The sequence below is a fragment of the Streptosporangium subroseum genome (genome assembly GCF_900188345.1).
In the GTDB taxonomy this organism is placed as follows: domain Bacteria; phylum Actinomycetota; class Actinomycetes; order Streptosporangiales; family Streptosporangiaceae; genus Streptosporangium; species Streptosporangium subroseum.
In genome coordinates, this window is record NZ_FZOD01000113.1 from 1 (window position 1) to 14201 (window position 14201).

The window sequence follows — 14201 nt, forward strand, 5'->3', positions numbered from 1 at the left end:
TAGCTGAAGTCGACGTAGGTGTTCTGGCGGTCACGGTCGTGGTCGCGGGCCTCGATGTCGAAGTAGTAGCGACCGCCGGAGTAGTACCAGTAACCGCGGTACTCCGAACGCTCGCCGCGTGACTCACCCCGGCCGAAGTCGGAGGAGCCGGAGAACCAGTGCTTGGTGTACTGGGCCTGGGCAACCGAAGCGGTGCTCGCCGTGGAAGCGGCAGAGGCGGTGGTGGCGGTGGCGGCCTGGGCGGGGGCGGCGGCGATGCCGGCCGCCAGAGCGCCGGCCAGGGCGGTGCCGACCAGGACGCTGCGAAGCTTGCTCATGAGGGGACTTCCTTCGGGATGAGGACGCTCGGGGTGAGCGGGTGGTGCCTGGTGTCCGGGGAGCTTTTTGATGGCCGCTCGTTCCGGACAGCACTGACATTAGGCAGGCACAACGCCCCGTTCTGCGTACAAACACACACTCAGCGCCGAGCGTGCACTACGACACACACGCCGCCCTGTCTCGGATGTGAACCTGCCTGTGAGCTGGAGGCTGGATGGTGCCCAGCGTGTGCCAGTGGTGGCCGACATCGCCGTCAGGCACGACGTTCTTGACCAGCCTGGCCCCGGTCTGATGGCGAGGATCGAGGATGGCATGGCAGGGAAACGTATCCCGCTCCTACGAAGAGGTGCCCGGAGCGGTTGTGCCTTGCTGCCGTGGATGGGAATGCATGCGCTGACCTGCCAGCCGTTGGCGGCCGGTCCTGCGGTGGCTGCGCCGCCGAGTTCCTCCGCAAGCTGGTGGCGCACGATCGCGACGCCTACCGCCAGGGGGATCAGTACGAACGACAGCAGCAACAGGATCGGCCCGTTGCCGGTGATCCAGCGTTGTGTGTTGAGCAGGAGCATGGCGATCAGCGCGAGGATGAGCCAGAGCAGTTGGCGCCTCATCCGCTCGCGCCGCCCGCCGTCGCAGACTGACGTTCACACGCCGCTGGAAGGGACCCCGCGATGCGCGACGCCAGATCTCCCGGGAAGGCGCGGAGCGGTGCCACCGTACGTTGGGGGCTGGTTCTCTCCGTGGCATGCGCCGGTACGGATATCGCCGTGTCCGTCTACCGGCTACCCCTGGGCTCCACGGTGGCGGCCGTGGTCCTCGGACTCGGAATCCTGACCCTCGCGGCAACCTGGCCGACATGGCGTGGCGCGGTGTGGGCTCGCAACACGGTCGTGGCTGCCCAGACGATGGCGGGGCTGACAGGCGTTCCGGCGTTCGTACTCCCGAAGGTCCCGCCGATCGACGTCACGATCTCCGCTGCGCGGCTCATCGCTGCCTTGATCGTCGCAGGGTTGCTGCTCACGACCACGCACCCGGACACCTGACACCCACGTATACGAACCGGCCGGCTTCACCGCGGCCATGGCAGGGATCACCATGCGACACTCTCCCCGCGCCCGCTTCTTCGGTGCCATCGGCATCGTCGGCGGGGTGCTCTTCCTCGCCGGCTGGGCTGTCATGTTCAGCGACCCAGCCGCGCGGACGACCTCCTGGTACATCGGTGACACGCTCGGCGCCATCGCCTGTGTCGCTGTCGCCGTGCTGACTGCCGGGCTCGCCGTATTGAAGGAGGCCGGACCAGGCCTCCCGGCACGGATCACCCTGGCTCTGTGGCCCGTCGGCTGGCTGCTGCTGAGCATCGGCGGGGTCATCATGCTCACGACCGGCCATGACAACGCTCTCCTGCCGGTCGGCGGCATCTTGTCGGTGCTCGTGGCGCTCGTCGCGGGGATCCTCATCGCCCGAAGGGCTGACCTGTCACGCGGCCGCCGATGGGCGCCCCTCGTCTACGGTGTCGGAGGCTTTCTGCTCACCTTCGCTCAGAGCGACCGGCACGACCTGCTGACCAACATCGTCGACCTGGTAACCAACCTCCTGCTCCTCGCCGTCGGGATCGCACTCTTTACCGAGGCAAAGGAACACCAGGCAGTCATGGACAGCACAACCGGGGCAACATGGTCGGCGAGCTGAGTCCACCTACTTGTCGGGGCGGCCGCGCTTGCGGCCGCCCCTGAGGCAGCGTCGATCATGGCCCTGTCCTCACCTCGCGGCGCGGGGCGTTTGTGACGCTCAGATGAGGTGGTCAGGGGCGGGGCCGAGCCGCCGACCTTCCGCTTTTCAGGCGTGGCAATCACCCTGCTCATCCACTGGAAGCCGGGAGCAGAAGGATGTCCGCAGTGCCCTGCGTGTGGCTGCGGTGGTGGACGTTGCCGTCAGAGTCGCCGTCGACAACCTCGGATTCGTCAGCGAAGAGGTCACTCCTTTTATGTAGCACCGTGGGACACAAGGAGCTACATTGGAAGCATGAAGACGATTACCCAGCGCGAGTTTCGCAACAACTCCGCAGCCGTCATGGACGCGGTGGAGACGGGCGAGGTTTACCACATCACGCGCAACGGCATCGAGGTCGCCGAGCTACGACCCCTGCCCCGCCGACGGCGCCTGACCGCAGAAGAACTGGTTGCCCGCCACCGCCGACTACCGCGCGTGAACCACGAACTCATGCGCCAAGAAGCCGATGAGTTCTTCGGCGAGGAAGACCGCGTCGGCAGCGACGACGATCCCTGGGAGCGTAATCATGCCTGATCGTGACGGGTCAGGAGTGCTCGACACCTGCACGTATATCGATCTGGATCTGATCGATCCGGCACGGCTGCCGACCATTCCCGAGATCACCGCGATCACTCTCGCCGAACTCCACCAGGGCGTCGCCATGGCCAAGGACGCCGGAGTCAGAGCCGCACGCATGGAAAAGCTGGGAGCGGCCGTCGCCGATTTCGAACCGCTGCCCTTCGACGGCGACGCCGCCGCACGCTACGGAACCCTGGTGGCCCTCACCATCGCCGCCGATCGCGATCCCCGGCCTCGCAGGATGGATCTGATGATCGCAGCAGTGGCCTCCACCCGAGGCCTGCCGCTCTACACACGCAACGACGCCGACTTCAAGGGGCTCGAAAGCATCGTGACCGTAGTGCCCGTGTGACGGCCCCGCAGAGCACACCAGTACGGTGCCCAGTGAGTGCCTGTGATGGCCGACGTTGCCGTCATCTCCTCCGACTGTCCGGTGGCGCATGGCTCGACGGAGCGGACCGCGGCAGCGATCACCCAAGCCCTGTCGCGCGATGAACCACGAGCGCGAGCCTGGCACGCGGCTGCCAGGTCGAAAAGACCTGCCGCTGAGACCCTCGGATTGGACAACGACGGGTGGGTTCTCGTGCGACCCGACGGCTACCTGACTGCCCGCGGGTACGGCCAGGACCGGCTCGACCACGCCTACCATCGCCTGCCGCTATAAGAAGATCCACCGGAGGTCCCGAGGCTCTCGCCTTCCCGGGGTCCACATGAGCTATGCACGAGTCTGCGTCACTTCTGCTGACACGCCACCCTGATTACGCTCTGAGCTGCGCTATTTCGGAAGTCACAGTGTGCGACTGGTGGCTCCGTGGTCATGGGAGATCGTGGTCGCTCGGTGGCTGCTCATATCTCCCGGAACGGCTTGTTGGCCAGGCGTAAGGATGAAGTCCTGGTTCACAGGTGTGGCTGGGCTGAGCAGTAGACGTGAGGCGGCCGGCTGCCGGCCGGGGGCGCCGGCGACAACGATGGCGAAACCGTCGTGGAAGCCGGTGGCTGCGTACTCGCCGTTCTGGTCGGTACGGGTACGGACGAGTTGGCGGCCGTGCGGGTCGGTGACCGTGATCGTAACGCCCGGCAGTGGTTCTCCGGCAAGACCGCTGACTCTCCCGGTCAGTATCGGTAGTTGCTCGCCGAAATGGTGCCGGTGCGGGGGGAGAGCGACCGGCTCGGGGAGCTCCACGGTGGGATCTTCCGCGGGAGGCGCTGGGACGTATCCCGTTATGCCTGCCTGTGCCTCGCGCACGAGTCGTCGTAGTTGCTTGAGGTATCCGAGCACGATGAGAGCGGCGCCTGCCGCGATCCAGGCGCAGAGCACCGCGGTAGGTCGGCCCAGTTGCCGGCCGTCGAAGTAGCCTACGTTGCGCAGGGCATCGGCGGCATTGCCCATAGGCAGGACGGGGTGGAGGAAGCGGAAAAAGCCAGGGAGCAGGTCGACGGGGACGGTGCCGCCACTGGAAGACACGCCGAGCAAGATGAACAGCGTGACGGCGGCCCCTGGGAAAAACGGGCCGAGAAAGGGCACGAACCCGTACGAGGTCAGTGACACGGCCTGCGTCAGCAGGAACAGGTACAGCAGCGCGAGCGGATGCTGTGGGATCGCATCCATCCCGTAAGCACCCGTGAGGTAACAGGCGAGGGCGGCGACGGCACCGCCTCCGACCATCGTGGCCACATGTGCTCGACGGCTGAAGCCCACCGCGCGCTGCATGGCGACCACCAGGAAGTAGACGGGGAGAGTGCAGCCCATAAGAAGGTACAGCGGGCTGATGCCCAGGCTGTCTCCCGGCCTTGTCGAGACCAGCTCGTGAAAGGCGAGGGTGGTGCCAGGCTTCTGAACTGCGGAGGTGAAGACCTGGCGAATGATCGATTCCATGGCGGCGCCGTCTGCCTTGGCGCCGTACAGCTGGGGATGGTGCGGAGCCGGCACAAATGCCGCCACCGCGTCGTGGTTCAGGACCTCCGAGCGCGCCTCGGCCGCGGAATCGACCGGCTGGAGGATGAAGCCGCTCGGGATGGCCGTGTCGAGTTGGGACTGCAGCTGCGCCGTCGTGGCCGGCGGGGCGGCGACCGCGACTTCGATGTGATGCGGCGTCGGATTGTGAAAAGCCAGCAGAAAGGAGAAGAGCAGTCCCGCCAGGAAGATTGCGGGGAGCCAGAGCCCCATTGCCAGTGTCCGCATAATCTCACCAGGGCGTTTCTTCGTGTGCGCAGATGCCATGCTGCTCAGGCTAGCGACTCTTGCACTCGTGCAATACTGCACCCGTGCAAACATCTACCGTGAGTACGCCGGCCTTCGCCGGTTGTGAGAGGACCTGATCGACATGCAGGGCGCAGTTCCAGGACTCCGTGAACGCAAGAAGGCCGAGACTCGTGAGGCCCTGCGGGCTGCCGCGATCCGGCTCTTCCTGGAGCAGGATCCCTCGACGGTAACCGTGAACGACATCTGCGAAGCCGCCCGAGTCTCCCGCCGGACCTTCTTCAACTACTTCGAGAGCAAGGAGGCGGCACTCTTCGCCTGGGACCAGCGCCTCACCGACGAATTCGCCTCCAAGCTCGCCACGCGACCATCACATGAACCACCGCTCACGGCCCTGCGTCGGGCGATGGACGACACCATGCCCAGCTTCGCCGCACAGACCGGTTGGCATGCACGCAAGGAGTTGTTCGGCGTGTCTCCCGAACTGAGAACGAAGACCTTGCACGCGGTCTTCCGCCTTGAGGACAGGCTCGTCGAAGTCCTCACCGACCGCATCGGATGTCCTCCGGGTAGCCTCTATCCGCGACTGCTCGCGGCGGCGATCGGGTCGATCTTCCGCTCGGCCTTCATAACGTGGAATCCGGAAACGGGGATCGAGGGCCTGCAAGCACTCATCGACCAAGCGTTCGACCACCTCGCCACCGGCCTCGCCGTCCCCGCCTCCTGACCGCTGCGCATGCTGGACGCTGGGAATGCACCGCGCAGGGACACCGGAGGCGTAATGATCGTGATCGAGGATCACACCCGCCTTCATCGGGGAGGCGTCGGAGCCGGTCTCTCGGGCCCGGAACGCGCATGCGAGAACAGCGCGCCACCACACGCGAACGGTACGAGGCACCGCGGCTTCAACTTCTGAGCGGACATCAGTCGAGCACCGACGAAGACCGGGCGATGGCTGCCAATTGGGCTCGGGAGGTGATACCCAGCTTGGGAAACGCCTTGTAGAGGTGGTAGCCAACGGTCCGCGGGCTGAGGAAAAGCTGGGCGGCGATGTCGCGGTTGGAGGCGCCATTGGCCGCCAGCCGTACGACTTGGCGTTCCTGGGGGGTGAGCACGCTGAGCGGGTCGTCGGCCCTGCGCGGCGCCGCCGGCACGTCCCCGGTCGCGCGCAACTCCGCACGGGCGCGCTCGGCCCACAGCTCCGAACCGAGCCGATCGAAAACCTCCAGTGCGCCGCGCAACTGCGCGCGGGCATCTGCTCGCCGCCGTGCCCGTCGCAGCCACTCGCCGTAGGCGAGCTGCGTCCTCGCCTGCTCATACGGCTGAGTGTCTTCCTCATGGAGGCGTACGGCATCCACGAAGTGTGCCTCGTCCTCCTCGACAAGGGCGCGGCAGCGCAGGGCGATCGCGTCCGACGACGGCTGACGGACGTGCCGCGCCCAGGCCAGGTAGCGGGCGAGCGGCTCCTTCGCCTGCTCCGGCCGGCCGCTGCGGATGGCCGCCTCAACCTGGTCGGCGGCGGAGAGGACGGCAATGCCCGTCGACGGGATGGCCTCCAGCTGCTGGAGGGCAGCGTCCGGGCGACCCAGGCCGAGTTCGAGCAGGCCGAGTGCCCACCGCCCGATGGCTGCCGCAGGAACCAATCCTTGGGCGTTGGCTCTCGCGACGCCTTCCTCAGCGTTCGCGCGACACTCCTCCGCATCCCCTTGGTGAGCGAGCACCCAAGCGAGAGAGCATGTGATGTGACTGATCCGGTGCTCATGACCCAGATCCGCCGCCAGCCGCAGCCCTGCGTTCAGGGCCGCCCTGGCCTCGCCGTACTGGCAGAGCCACCCCTGTGCGAGACCATGATCCTGGAGCGCGGATGTGAGCCAGCCGATCATCCCGCTCTTCCGGCAGTCCGCCACGACCCGGCCGGTGATCTCCTCGTAGAGGACGGCACGGCCCAGCGGCAAGCACAGAGAGGCGGTGAAGGTCAGTCCAGGCACCCCCAGCCCGGCGGACGCATATACGTCGACCGCCTCGCCCATGAGCTCGATCCCACCGCCGATGTCACCGCTCAGCAGGCGGGTCAGTCCGAGCGCCCCGCTGACCAGCGGTGAGTTGACCTCGGGGAGCGCGCGGAGGCTCGCGGCCGCCTCTTCGGCCAGCCGCGCATCACCGGCGAACCAGGCGCAGCGGATGGCCTCCACCAGCAACCAGGCGGCCCACTCCTGCGAGTGGGCCGCCACGCGAGAGACGCCGTCCATGATGATCCGGCCCGCCGCGAGCGGCGTGCCTAACTCGAATTCGCGATGGGCGCGCACCTGGATCAGCGCGGCAATCACGTCAGGGTCGTCCACATCGGGCGTGGCGCTGTCAGCGAGCGCAGCGGCACGGCCCATCAGGCCGGCGTCGCTCGCTGCCAGCGCGGCAGCGGCCAGCCGTCCGGATCGTCGTACCGGATCGGCGGTGAGCTCGGCGGCCCGCTCGTAAGCGGCCGCGATCGCGGCGTGGCCGCTGCGGGTACGTGCCCGTTCCGCCGTTTCCTCCAACTCCCGTGCGACGTCCTCGTCAGGGCCGAGCGAGGCGGCGGCCAGGTGCCACGCCCGCCGGTCGGCCGCATCCATGGCAGCCGAGCTAGTGAGGGCGTCGGCAAGTGCTCGATGTACGGCAAGGCGCCGGGTGACCGGCGCACTCTGATAGGCAGCCGCCCTGATCAGGGGATGGCGGAAACCGACGATCGTTCCCCTGATCTCGATCAGCCGGCTCCGCTCGGCTGACTCAAGGCCGTGGAGGGAGGCACCCGCACCTACCACCGTCTCAAGCTCACCGGAGCCGTCCGCCGCCGCGATCAGCAGCGCGATTCGCGCGGGCTCGGGAAGCGCGGCTATCTGTGTTTGGAACGCCTCCTGGACTCGATCGGCGACGGGCATCGCACCCACCGGTGACAATCGTCCTGCCCGCTGTTCGGCGGTGAGCGCGGCGGGCAGTTCGATGAGCGCCAGGGGGTTGCCGTCCGACTCCTCGATGAGGCGCTCTCGCACCTGCGGTAGAAGGTCGGCGGGGAGCAGGGCGGCGGCGGCGGCACCGTCCAGCCCACCCAGCCGGAGCTCGGGCAGCCCGGTGGCGTGGAAACCCGCGCGGGCGGCGAAGATCATAGCGACGCCTTCAGCCTCGAGGCGGCGGGCGGCGAACACCAGCGCGTCGATGGACGCCTGGTCGAACCACTGCGCGTCGTCAATGAGGCAGAGCAGCGCGCCGTCCCCTGCGAGCTCGGAGAGAAGGCTCAGCGTGGCCAGCCCGACCAGGAGCCGGTTCTCTGGAGCGATGTCGCCCAAGCCCAGGGCGCCGTTGAGCGCCGTGGCCTGCGCGTCGGGCAGTGCGTGGATCCGGTCGAGCCCAGTGCGCAAGAGCAGGTGAAGTGCGGCGAAGGGCAACTCGGCCTCGGATTCGATACCGACGCCGCGCAGCACTCGCATGCCCTCCGCTCGCCCGGCGGCGTAGTCCAGGAGCGCCGACTTGCCGATCCCCGCCTGGCCTCGAATGACCAGGGCCCCGCTCTGGCCGGTCTTGGCCTCCGCCAGGAGCCGTTCGATGTCCGCCTGTTCCCCGGCTCGTCCGTACAACACGGTCAGGAACCTACCGTCACGATGACTGATTCGGGGTGGTGCGGGCCTGCGTAGCTTCGTGGTCACAGGCACGTCAGTACTACGAAGGGACTCCGAAATGGCTACCGTCGCCAGCACCGTCAAGATCGCCGCCGATGCCAAGCTGCTCCGCTTCGCCCTCAAGCTGGATGCGATGGGCTCGGGTGCCAACGGAGTCGTCTACGTCGTCGCCGCGGCGCTCTTCGGCGAGATGTTCGGCCTCCCCGCTGCCTTCCTCTACCCGGCCGGTGCGTTCCTGGTCGCCTGGGCAGCCGCCCTGTTCTTCCTCGCCTCGCGGCCTACGGTGAGCAAGGTCGCCGTGGGCATCGTGATGGCTGTCAACATCGCTTGGGTGGCCGCGAGCGCGGAGCTGCTCATCGCCGGTTGGTTCCCGCTGACCGGCCTTGGCACCGCACTGGTGATCGCACAGGCGGTAGCGGTCACCGGCTTCACCGGCCTGCAGTTCGCCGGTTTTCGCAAGACCGCCTGAACCCGCTGCAATCCATCGGTGCCCGTCCCTGCGCAGGAGCGGGCACCGGATCACGTCGGCCGCGCTCAGCCCACCGCATGAGAAGCGGCCGAGCTGTCACCATGCGCTGAATCAGGGTGTCCATCGTCAGAGATCGTCGGATACAGCGACATCGAGGTCACCGTGACGATCTACGCTCACGCCTCTTTCGACGACAAGCCCTGCGCCCTCGGCAGCTCGGCTATACCCTGACGGAGACCGTACCGATCAACAACGCCCCGGAGCACAGCTCCTCCGGGGCGTTTGTGCTGTTCAGATGAGGTGGTCAGGGGCGGGGTCGAACCGCCGACCTTCCGCTTTTCAGGCGGACCAACCGCGCTGCTCGGCTCAATCGATGCGAGGTCAGAAGGTGGTGTACGGCTGCCGCCGTGTGCCTGTGGTGGCCGACGTTGTCGTCACCGTTGTCGTCAACCGCTGTCTCCTCCGGAGGTAAGGCCTGCTAAAGGAGTGCAGCAGCAGTCGCCCAGTCTGCAGGAGGAGAATCTAGAGAGCGGTGGTCACGTCCTTGCTGCCTACCGACGCCAACTACTGAAGCACGGCGATCTTGATCAATAGTACGTTTAGCGATATATATCAGATATGGCACTACGCGAGCAGAGCTACCTGATCCTTCTAGCCCTGTCCCAAGACCCACTGCACGGATACGGGGTGATCAAAGCAGTACGAGAGCTGTCCGAAGACCGCGTCCGGCTCGGCGCCGGCACCCTCTACGGCGCCCTGGACCGGCTGGCCGGCGACGGACTGGTCAGCGTGGTCAAGGAGGAGGTCGTCGATGGCCGCCACCGCCGCTACTACGACCTCACCGGCCATGGCCGACAGGTGCTCACCGAGGAGACCACCCGGTTGAGCCGCCTGGCTGCAAAGGCCCAGCGACGGCTCAACCTTCAGCCGGGCATGGGAGCTTGATGAACTCCTACGAACGTCGGTGCCGTCTCCTGACGCGCGCCTATCCCCCGCGCTTCCGCGAATCCCGTGGCGAAGAACTCTTGTCCACCCTTCTCGACCTGCAAGAGCCCGGCCAGATAAGACCAAGTCTGCGCGAATCCCTCGACGTCATCCGCGGCGGCCTCGCCGCACGCCTGCAGGACCGGCCACCCTTCTGGCGCTGGCTTCTCTACCGAACCTTCTTCGTGCGGCTGCCCTTGAAATACCGCATGTGGGCGCGCGACGACATTCAAGGGCGCTTCTATATCTTTCGCCGCTACTTCGGCCCGCTGGGGACAATCGCCTATGCCGCAGGGTTGTTCATCGTCATCTTTTTCGATGAAGAGCCCTTCAGAGCCTTGGGAATAACGCTGGGCCTCGGCGTCGGATACCTGATTCGGCGTATTGGCGCCCAGAGAGTCCGGAGGAGGGAACTCGCGAGGTACGACCTCGACCCCAACGGCTCTCCCATCCGTCCTCGGCCAAGTGAAGACCGCTCTCGATAACGGCGTTTGGCAAGGCCTGACGAAGGAAGGTCGCGGCAGCCGATCGCTCCAACGCCGTACAGCGACATCGAAGTCAGCGATCGTCGCGGCCCCTGCCATCGCTGGCACCTTCTGATCCGTAGTAAGGCCGAGATCGTCCACGGACGTCTACCGCCGTCATAAACGCCTGCTCAGAAATGCTTCACTTTTGATCACCTTCCACAGGTGTCCACTCGCGTCCAAGGACGGTGTTAGCACTTCCGTTAGCAAGATCACCATTCGCCCTGCCCGAAGACCTGTACCGGTCACCGCTCCGCTTGCAGGATCTCCATCGCCTGGAGCACATCAGTAACGACATGATCCGCGTCATGCTCATGCCCCGGCCACATACCCCGATCGATCCAGACGGTCCGCAGACCCGCGGCCTGTCCCCCGCCGATATCTGCGACAAGGTGATCACCGACCATCCATCCCCCGTCTGCGAGATCCACACCGCAGCGCCTGGCCGCGATCTCGAACAGACCGGTGTCGGGTTTGCGGATGCCCTCGACTCCCGAAAGCGCGTACGCGTCAACGGCCTCAGTCAGTCCTGTCCGCTGAATCTTGCCGAGCTGGTTGTTCGCCGTCCCATTGGTGACGATCGCCACCTTCCAACCCGACGTGCGTAGCCGTGACAGCCCGTCCATCACCTCGGGCCGACAGCGGACGAGATGCGGCATCCGCCCGCGGTACTGGCTCCACAGCTCTTCGACGGGATCGGGCAGGGTGAAGTGATCACGAACTCTGCCGAAGAAGACCTCACGATGAGGGTAGCCGGCCCGGTCCAAAGCAATCAGCCAATCGACCGCCTCGCACCCCAGGCCATACTGGTCGGCGAATTCCCCGGCCCACGTCTGGAAAGCCTCGTCCAGGTTGATGAGGGTGTTGTCCAGGTCGAAGAGCGCGAGCCGTTGCACGACAACCCACCCTAATCAGATCGCCACTCCGAACTTGCGTGGCGCGAGGATTCCTCCACGCAGTCAGAAACCGATAGCAAAGACTGGCAGCTTAGAACATCGAGATCTGGTGGATGGATACCCAGCCCCAGATTCCGCAGCCAGCCTGACACCCGCTCTTAGGCTGAGCACATGTGCTTGGTGGGTTTTCGAAATGCTGGCCTTGCCGGGAAGCTGAGTGATGGGATGAGCAGCGTCAGGGGCCGGGGGGCCTGTTGAAGGTCGAGCGACCGGTGCCCTGCCTGTCGATGGTGAACTCGCGGTGCAGGTATTGGTGGAGGAGCCACAGGAGCCGTTCGGCGTTGTAGAGCTCGACGCCGAGTCGGGTTGCTTCCTGGCGAGCTTGAGGAGTGAAGCTCGATGTGGTGATCACGATTGCCTTGTTGAACTCGCGTTCTGTGATGGAACCGATGATCTCCCGGACCGTCCCGACGCCGACTTTGCGGTGAGGTGCGTATCGCTTGGCCTGGATGGCGACGCGGCCCCCGATGAACTCGGTGGTGTTGATCGCGACCAAGTCGATGCCGCCGTCTCCGCGTGAGCGGGTCGGTTTGACCTCGGTGAATGCTGGGATGGCTGAGAAGAGCTGAACCATGAGCCTCTCGAACTCGAATCCGTCCAGATCAAGGAGGTTCTGGGTGGTGTCCAGGTTAATCGCCGCGTCTAGCTCGTCGGCGTAGGGCAGGTCGTCCCAGGGGTATTCGATGATGGGCTGCACCGGGTGATAGTGATGCGGGGTGCGCGACACCTTCGCGTGCAGGTACCGAAGACAATCCAGCGGTTTGATGCGCGACAGGTCGAGTTCGTCGAACAGTTCGCGGGTTACCTCGACGCTGATCAGGCACCAATGAGCCTGCCGTCCCGTGGCGGTATTGATCGTGTCGACGTAGCCGTTGCAGACCATTGCTTCTAGGCGGTGCTCACGATTAGCTAGGAAGGCTGAGCGGATGGTTCGCAGCGCCATCTGGCCGATCCTCGTTGTACAACTGGTTGCGTTCTTGCTGGCTCAGCGGCTTGTACTTGAGCATCTTCCGAGTCGCGACGTAGTCGCACGCCTTCTCTTCCGGAATGGCCTCGAGCAACGGAAGGTCGATGTCGACCATCAGACGGCCTTCGACTGGTTGATAGGCCACTTTCACATTGGTCGGGAAGTCCGCCGGTAACGGCCGGACCCCAGAATCTGGACGAAGTAGTCTGCGACCGCCTTGCGCTTTCCTTCGGCGTAGTCGGCGGCCCAGCGATCCACCACCTCGTGCTGACGTTCAATCCGGGCGCGTTCCTGACGGCACCGCTCCTCGTGCCGGAGGCGTTCGTCCTCCAGGGTGGCTTGACGCTCCCGCTCACTTTCGGCGTGGGCGGTGACATCGCGATGGTAGCGCTCTCTGTTCTCTCGCTCGGCGAGGGCATGCGCCCGCTTACGCCCAGGAAGAAGCATCGTCAGACCGGACAACGGCTCCGGAGCGTAGTCCCGTTCGTCAGGCGGCTGGGCCGGGGTTGTCAGCCCTGCCGGCGGACGAAATTCTGGGATCTGCCATGGCTCCTTTAACGTCTCGAACGAGATGTACGGATCCTCGTTCAGGGTGCTCGTCAGGAGTGTTTCGAGTTCGGTAATCCGCGCTTGTAGCGCTCGGGTGACGGCCTCGGCTTCGGCGGTTCCGGCCGCCAGTTCCCTGTCCCGCGCTTCTTGCCGATCACGCGCCGCCTGTTCGCGCTGATTCCGAGCCACGTTCTTCGCGTTCTCCTTTGCCCATGCCGCCGCAGCCTGCCGCTCGAGCTTTGTCGTCTGCTGCTTAGCTCGCTGTTGATCAGCAACCACGTCGCTGAGCAACCCGGCGATGGTTGGTTTGCGCTTACGCTCACCCACGATGATCGGCACCCTTCTCCCTGTCCCGTTACACCGTCCATGAGGTCGCTGCATGCGGCAAGACCCGTCGCTAGCAACTCACCAATCCGACACGGTTCCAGGAGGTGCTGGCTCCGGCCCAAAAGGGCTGCTTTCTTCGGACCCTTTGATGAGCGATCGCCCTAGCTCTGTACGGCACACAGTGAAGAGGTCGATCGTCACAGCCTCGATGTGCCCGTGTATCACGCGATGACGCCGTCAAGGTGGAGAACCTCTGAGCGACGGCGGGAATCAGGCCGGGTGCGGCCAGAACGAGTTGTTTCCATCTACCGGCTATCACGCGATCTTCACCGACAGCCCGTATGTGCTGGTTCAAGCCGAAGCGTGTCCTAATCGGGGAATAGATCAAACGAGTCAACTATAGAGTCCGCTTCAGCCTGGGGGACCCGAGATATCTTGATCAGGTTGTTGCCTCCGGCGAAATACCAGGTCTGCGCTTCGAAATCCTCCCCCGTGCAGTCTATTCTATATTTCCTGTACTCAGCTTCGTGATACTTGTTTCTGCGTAGCTCTCTCTCCAAAAGGAACCCGGTCCTTCCATCATCTCCGCAGAACATCTGCAATATTTGATTCGTATCGTCAAGGTTGAAATACTCCACGTCTGGAGTGAATCCATAGATAATCTCTACCCCTCCTTCTGTGCAATCTTTGTAACTCTTCGGGCGTGCGCAGGTCATTCCCCCGGAGGCTCCCGCCTCGTGATTAGCCTTCCAGCGGGCAGGAAGGAGGAAAGCCCGTCCTTCGGGTGTTTTGATCAGTTTTCCTTTGGAGGGGAGGACGCGCTCGTCGAAAAGGCGGACGCGACGGAGGAGGGTAAAGCTTTCGCGTTCAACTGGTTGGGCGAAGGAGTGCTCTCGGTGGAAGGATCTTGC

General features: G+C 65.0%; 16 protein-coding genes and 1 tRNA gene. 8 read left to right on the forward strand and 9 right to left on the reverse strand.

All coding sequences use genetic code 11. The annotated features are described in order from the left end of the window. Positions 1–317, reverse strand: a 317-nt coding sequence (locus CHC08_RS46395) for a hypothetical protein (protein WP_143653679.1), incomplete at its 3' end; no start/stop codon positions are given. A 669-nt stretch (positions 318–986) separates the two neighbouring features. Between CHC08_RS46395 and CHC08_RS46400 the strand changes: the two genes are divergently transcribed. The 4 genes from CHC08_RS46400 (at position 987) to CHC08_RS46415 (ending at position 3016) form a co-directional block, all read left to right on the forward strand. Further along, positions 987–1358 (forward strand): hypothetical protein, encoded by a 372-nt coding sequence (locus CHC08_RS46400; RefSeq protein WP_143653680.1) that lies wholly within the window; start codon positions 987–989, stop codon positions 1356–1358. 52 nt (positions 1359–1410) lie between these two features. Continuing rightward, positions 1411–2004, forward strand: a complete 594-nt coding sequence (locus tag CHC08_RS46405; RefSeq protein WP_143653681.1) for a hypothetical protein — start codon at positions 1411–1413, stop codon at positions 2002–2004. Between the two features lie 333 nt (positions 2005–2337). Next, positions 2338–2619 carry a type II toxin-antitoxin system Phd/YefM family antitoxin gene (locus CHC08_RS46410; RefSeq protein WP_089213751.1) on the forward strand — a complete coding sequence of 94 codons (282 nt, stop codon included), beginning with the start codon at positions 2338–2340 and terminating at the stop codon, positions 2617–2619. After that, positions 2612–3016: a type II toxin-antitoxin system VapC family toxin gene (locus CHC08_RS46415; protein WP_089213752.1), complete on the forward strand. Its 405-nt coding sequence runs from the start codon at positions 2612–2614 to the stop codon at positions 3014–3016. Before CHC08_RS46410 ends, CHC08_RS46415 begins: the two co-directional genes overlap by 8 nt. A 435-nt stretch (positions 3017–3451) precedes the next feature. Here CHC08_RS46415 and CHC08_RS46425 read toward each other — a convergent pair whose 3' ends face one another. After that, positions 3452–4885 (reverse strand): carboxypeptidase regulatory-like domain-containing protein, encoded by a 1434-nt coding sequence (locus CHC08_RS46425; RefSeq protein ID WP_179282635.1) that lies wholly within the window; start codon positions 4883–4885, stop codon positions 3452–3454. Between the two features lie 103 nt (positions 4886–4988). Between CHC08_RS46425 and CHC08_RS46430 the strand changes: the two genes are divergently transcribed. Continuing rightward, positions 4989–5591 (forward strand): TetR/AcrR family transcriptional regulator, encoded by a 603-nt coding sequence (locus CHC08_RS46430; RefSeq protein WP_089213755.1) that lies wholly within the window; start codon positions 4989–4991, stop codon positions 5589–5591. Between the two features lie 196 nt (positions 5592–5787). On the opposite strand, the gene CHC08_RS46435 is transcribed toward CHC08_RS46430, so the two are convergent. Continuing rightward, positions 5788–8475, reverse strand: coding sequence for a helix-turn-helix transcriptional regulator (locus tag CHC08_RS46435; protein WP_089213756.1), 2688 nt, complete (start codon positions 8473–8475; stop codon positions 5788–5790). A gap of 97 nt (positions 8476–8572) precedes the next feature. On the opposite strand from CHC08_RS46435, the gene CHC08_RS46440 reads away from it, so the two are divergent. Then, on the forward strand, positions 8573–8983 hold the full coding sequence (locus CHC08_RS46440; protein WP_089213757.1) for a hypothetical protein: 411 nt from the start codon (positions 8573–8575) through the stop codon (positions 8981–8983). 301 nt (positions 8984–9284) lie between these two features. Here the strand turns inward: CHC08_RS46440 and CHC08_RS50380 are convergent. Further along, positions 9285–9347, reverse strand: a tRNA-OTHER gene (locus tag CHC08_RS50380). Between the two features lie 254 nt (positions 9348–9601). On the opposite strand from CHC08_RS50380, the gene CHC08_RS46445 reads away from it, so the two are divergent. Both CHC08_RS46445 and CHC08_RS46450 read left to right on the forward strand, forming a co-directional pair. Beyond that, a complete protein-coding gene (locus CHC08_RS46445) occupies positions 9602–9928 on the forward strand; it encodes a PadR family transcriptional regulator (RefSeq protein ID WP_089213758.1) in 327 nt (108 codons plus the stop codon). Continuing rightward, on the forward strand, positions 9928–10452 hold the full coding sequence (locus CHC08_RS46450; RefSeq protein ID WP_089213759.1) for a hypothetical protein: 525 nt from the start codon (positions 9928–9930) through the stop codon (positions 10450–10452). The genes CHC08_RS46445 and CHC08_RS46450 overlap by 1 nt, the downstream gene beginning before the upstream one ends. A 284-nt stretch (positions 10453–10736) precedes the next feature. On the opposite strand, the gene CHC08_RS46455 is transcribed toward CHC08_RS46450, so the two are convergent. The 5 genes from CHC08_RS46455 to CHC08_RS50390 all read right to left on the reverse strand — a co-directional run. After that, positions 10737–11387: an HAD family hydrolase gene (locus tag CHC08_RS46455; protein ID WP_089213760.1), complete on the reverse strand. Its 651-nt coding sequence runs from the start codon at positions 11385–11387 to the stop codon at positions 10737–10739. Between the two features lie 235 nt (positions 11388–11622). After that, positions 11623–12390 (reverse strand): restriction endonuclease, encoded by a 768-nt coding sequence (locus tag CHC08_RS46460; protein ID WP_089213761.1) that lies wholly within the window; start codon positions 12388–12390, stop codon positions 11623–11625. Then, on the reverse strand, positions 12353–12529 hold the full coding sequence (locus CHC08_RS50385; protein ID WP_179282636.1) for a hypothetical protein: 177 nt from the start codon (positions 12527–12529) through the stop codon (positions 12353–12355). Before CHC08_RS50385 ends, CHC08_RS46460 begins: the two co-directional genes overlap by 38 nt. A gap of 32 nt (positions 12530–12561) precedes the next feature. Then, positions 12562–13302, reverse strand: coding sequence for a hypothetical protein (locus CHC08_RS46465; protein ID WP_089213762.1), 741 nt, complete (start codon positions 13300–13302; stop codon positions 12562–12564). 356 nt (positions 13303–13658) lie between these two features. After that, the coding region (locus tag CHC08_RS50390; RefSeq protein WP_179282637.1) for a hypothetical protein at positions 13659–14201 on the reverse strand (543 nt) is incomplete at its 5' end.

Excerpts from the sequence above, each read along its gene's own strand:
- CHC08_RS46415 (WP_089213752.1), top strand. The coding sequence starts at position 2,612 with ATGCCTGATCGTGACGGGTCAGGAGTGCTCGACACCTGCACGTATATC.
- CHC08_RS50385 (WP_179282636.1), bottom strand. The coding sequence starts at position 12,529 with ATGGTCGACATCGACCTTCCGTTGCTCGAGGCCATTCCGGAAGAGAAG.
- CHC08_RS46425 (WP_179282635.1), bottom strand. The coding sequence starts at position 4,885 with ATGGCATCTGCGCACACGAAGAAACGCCCTGGTGAGATTATGCGGACA.
- CHC08_RS46440 (WP_089213757.1), top strand. The coding sequence starts at position 8,573 with ATGGCTACCGTCGCCAGCACCGTCAAGATCGCCGCCGATGCCAAGCTG.
- CHC08_RS46450 (WP_089213759.1), top strand. The coding sequence starts at position 9,928 with ATGAACTCCTACGAACGTCGGTGCCGTCTCCTGACGCGCGCCTATCCC.
- CHC08_RS46405 (WP_143653681.1), top strand. The coding sequence starts at position 1,411 with ATGCGACACTCTCCCCGCGCCCGCTTCTTCGGTGCCATCGGCATCGTC.
- CHC08_RS46430 (WP_089213755.1), top strand. The coding sequence starts at position 4,989 with ATGCAGGGCGCAGTTCCAGGACTCCGTGAACGCAAGAAGGCCGAGACT.
- CHC08_RS46400 (WP_143653680.1), top strand. The coding sequence starts at position 987 with ATGCGCGACGCCAGATCTCCCGGGAAGGCGCGGAGCGGTGCCACCGTA.
- CHC08_RS46410 (WP_089213751.1), top strand. The coding sequence starts at position 2,338 with ATGAAGACGATTACCCAGCGCGAGTTTCGCAACAACTCCGCAGCCGTC.
- CHC08_RS46460 (WP_089213761.1), bottom strand. The coding sequence starts at position 12,390 with ATGGCGCTGCGAACCATCCGCTCAGCCTTCCTAGCTAATCGTGAGCAC.
- CHC08_RS46445 (WP_089213758.1), top strand. The coding sequence starts at position 9,602 with ATGGCACTACGCGAGCAGAGCTACCTGATCCTTCTAGCCCTGTCCCAA.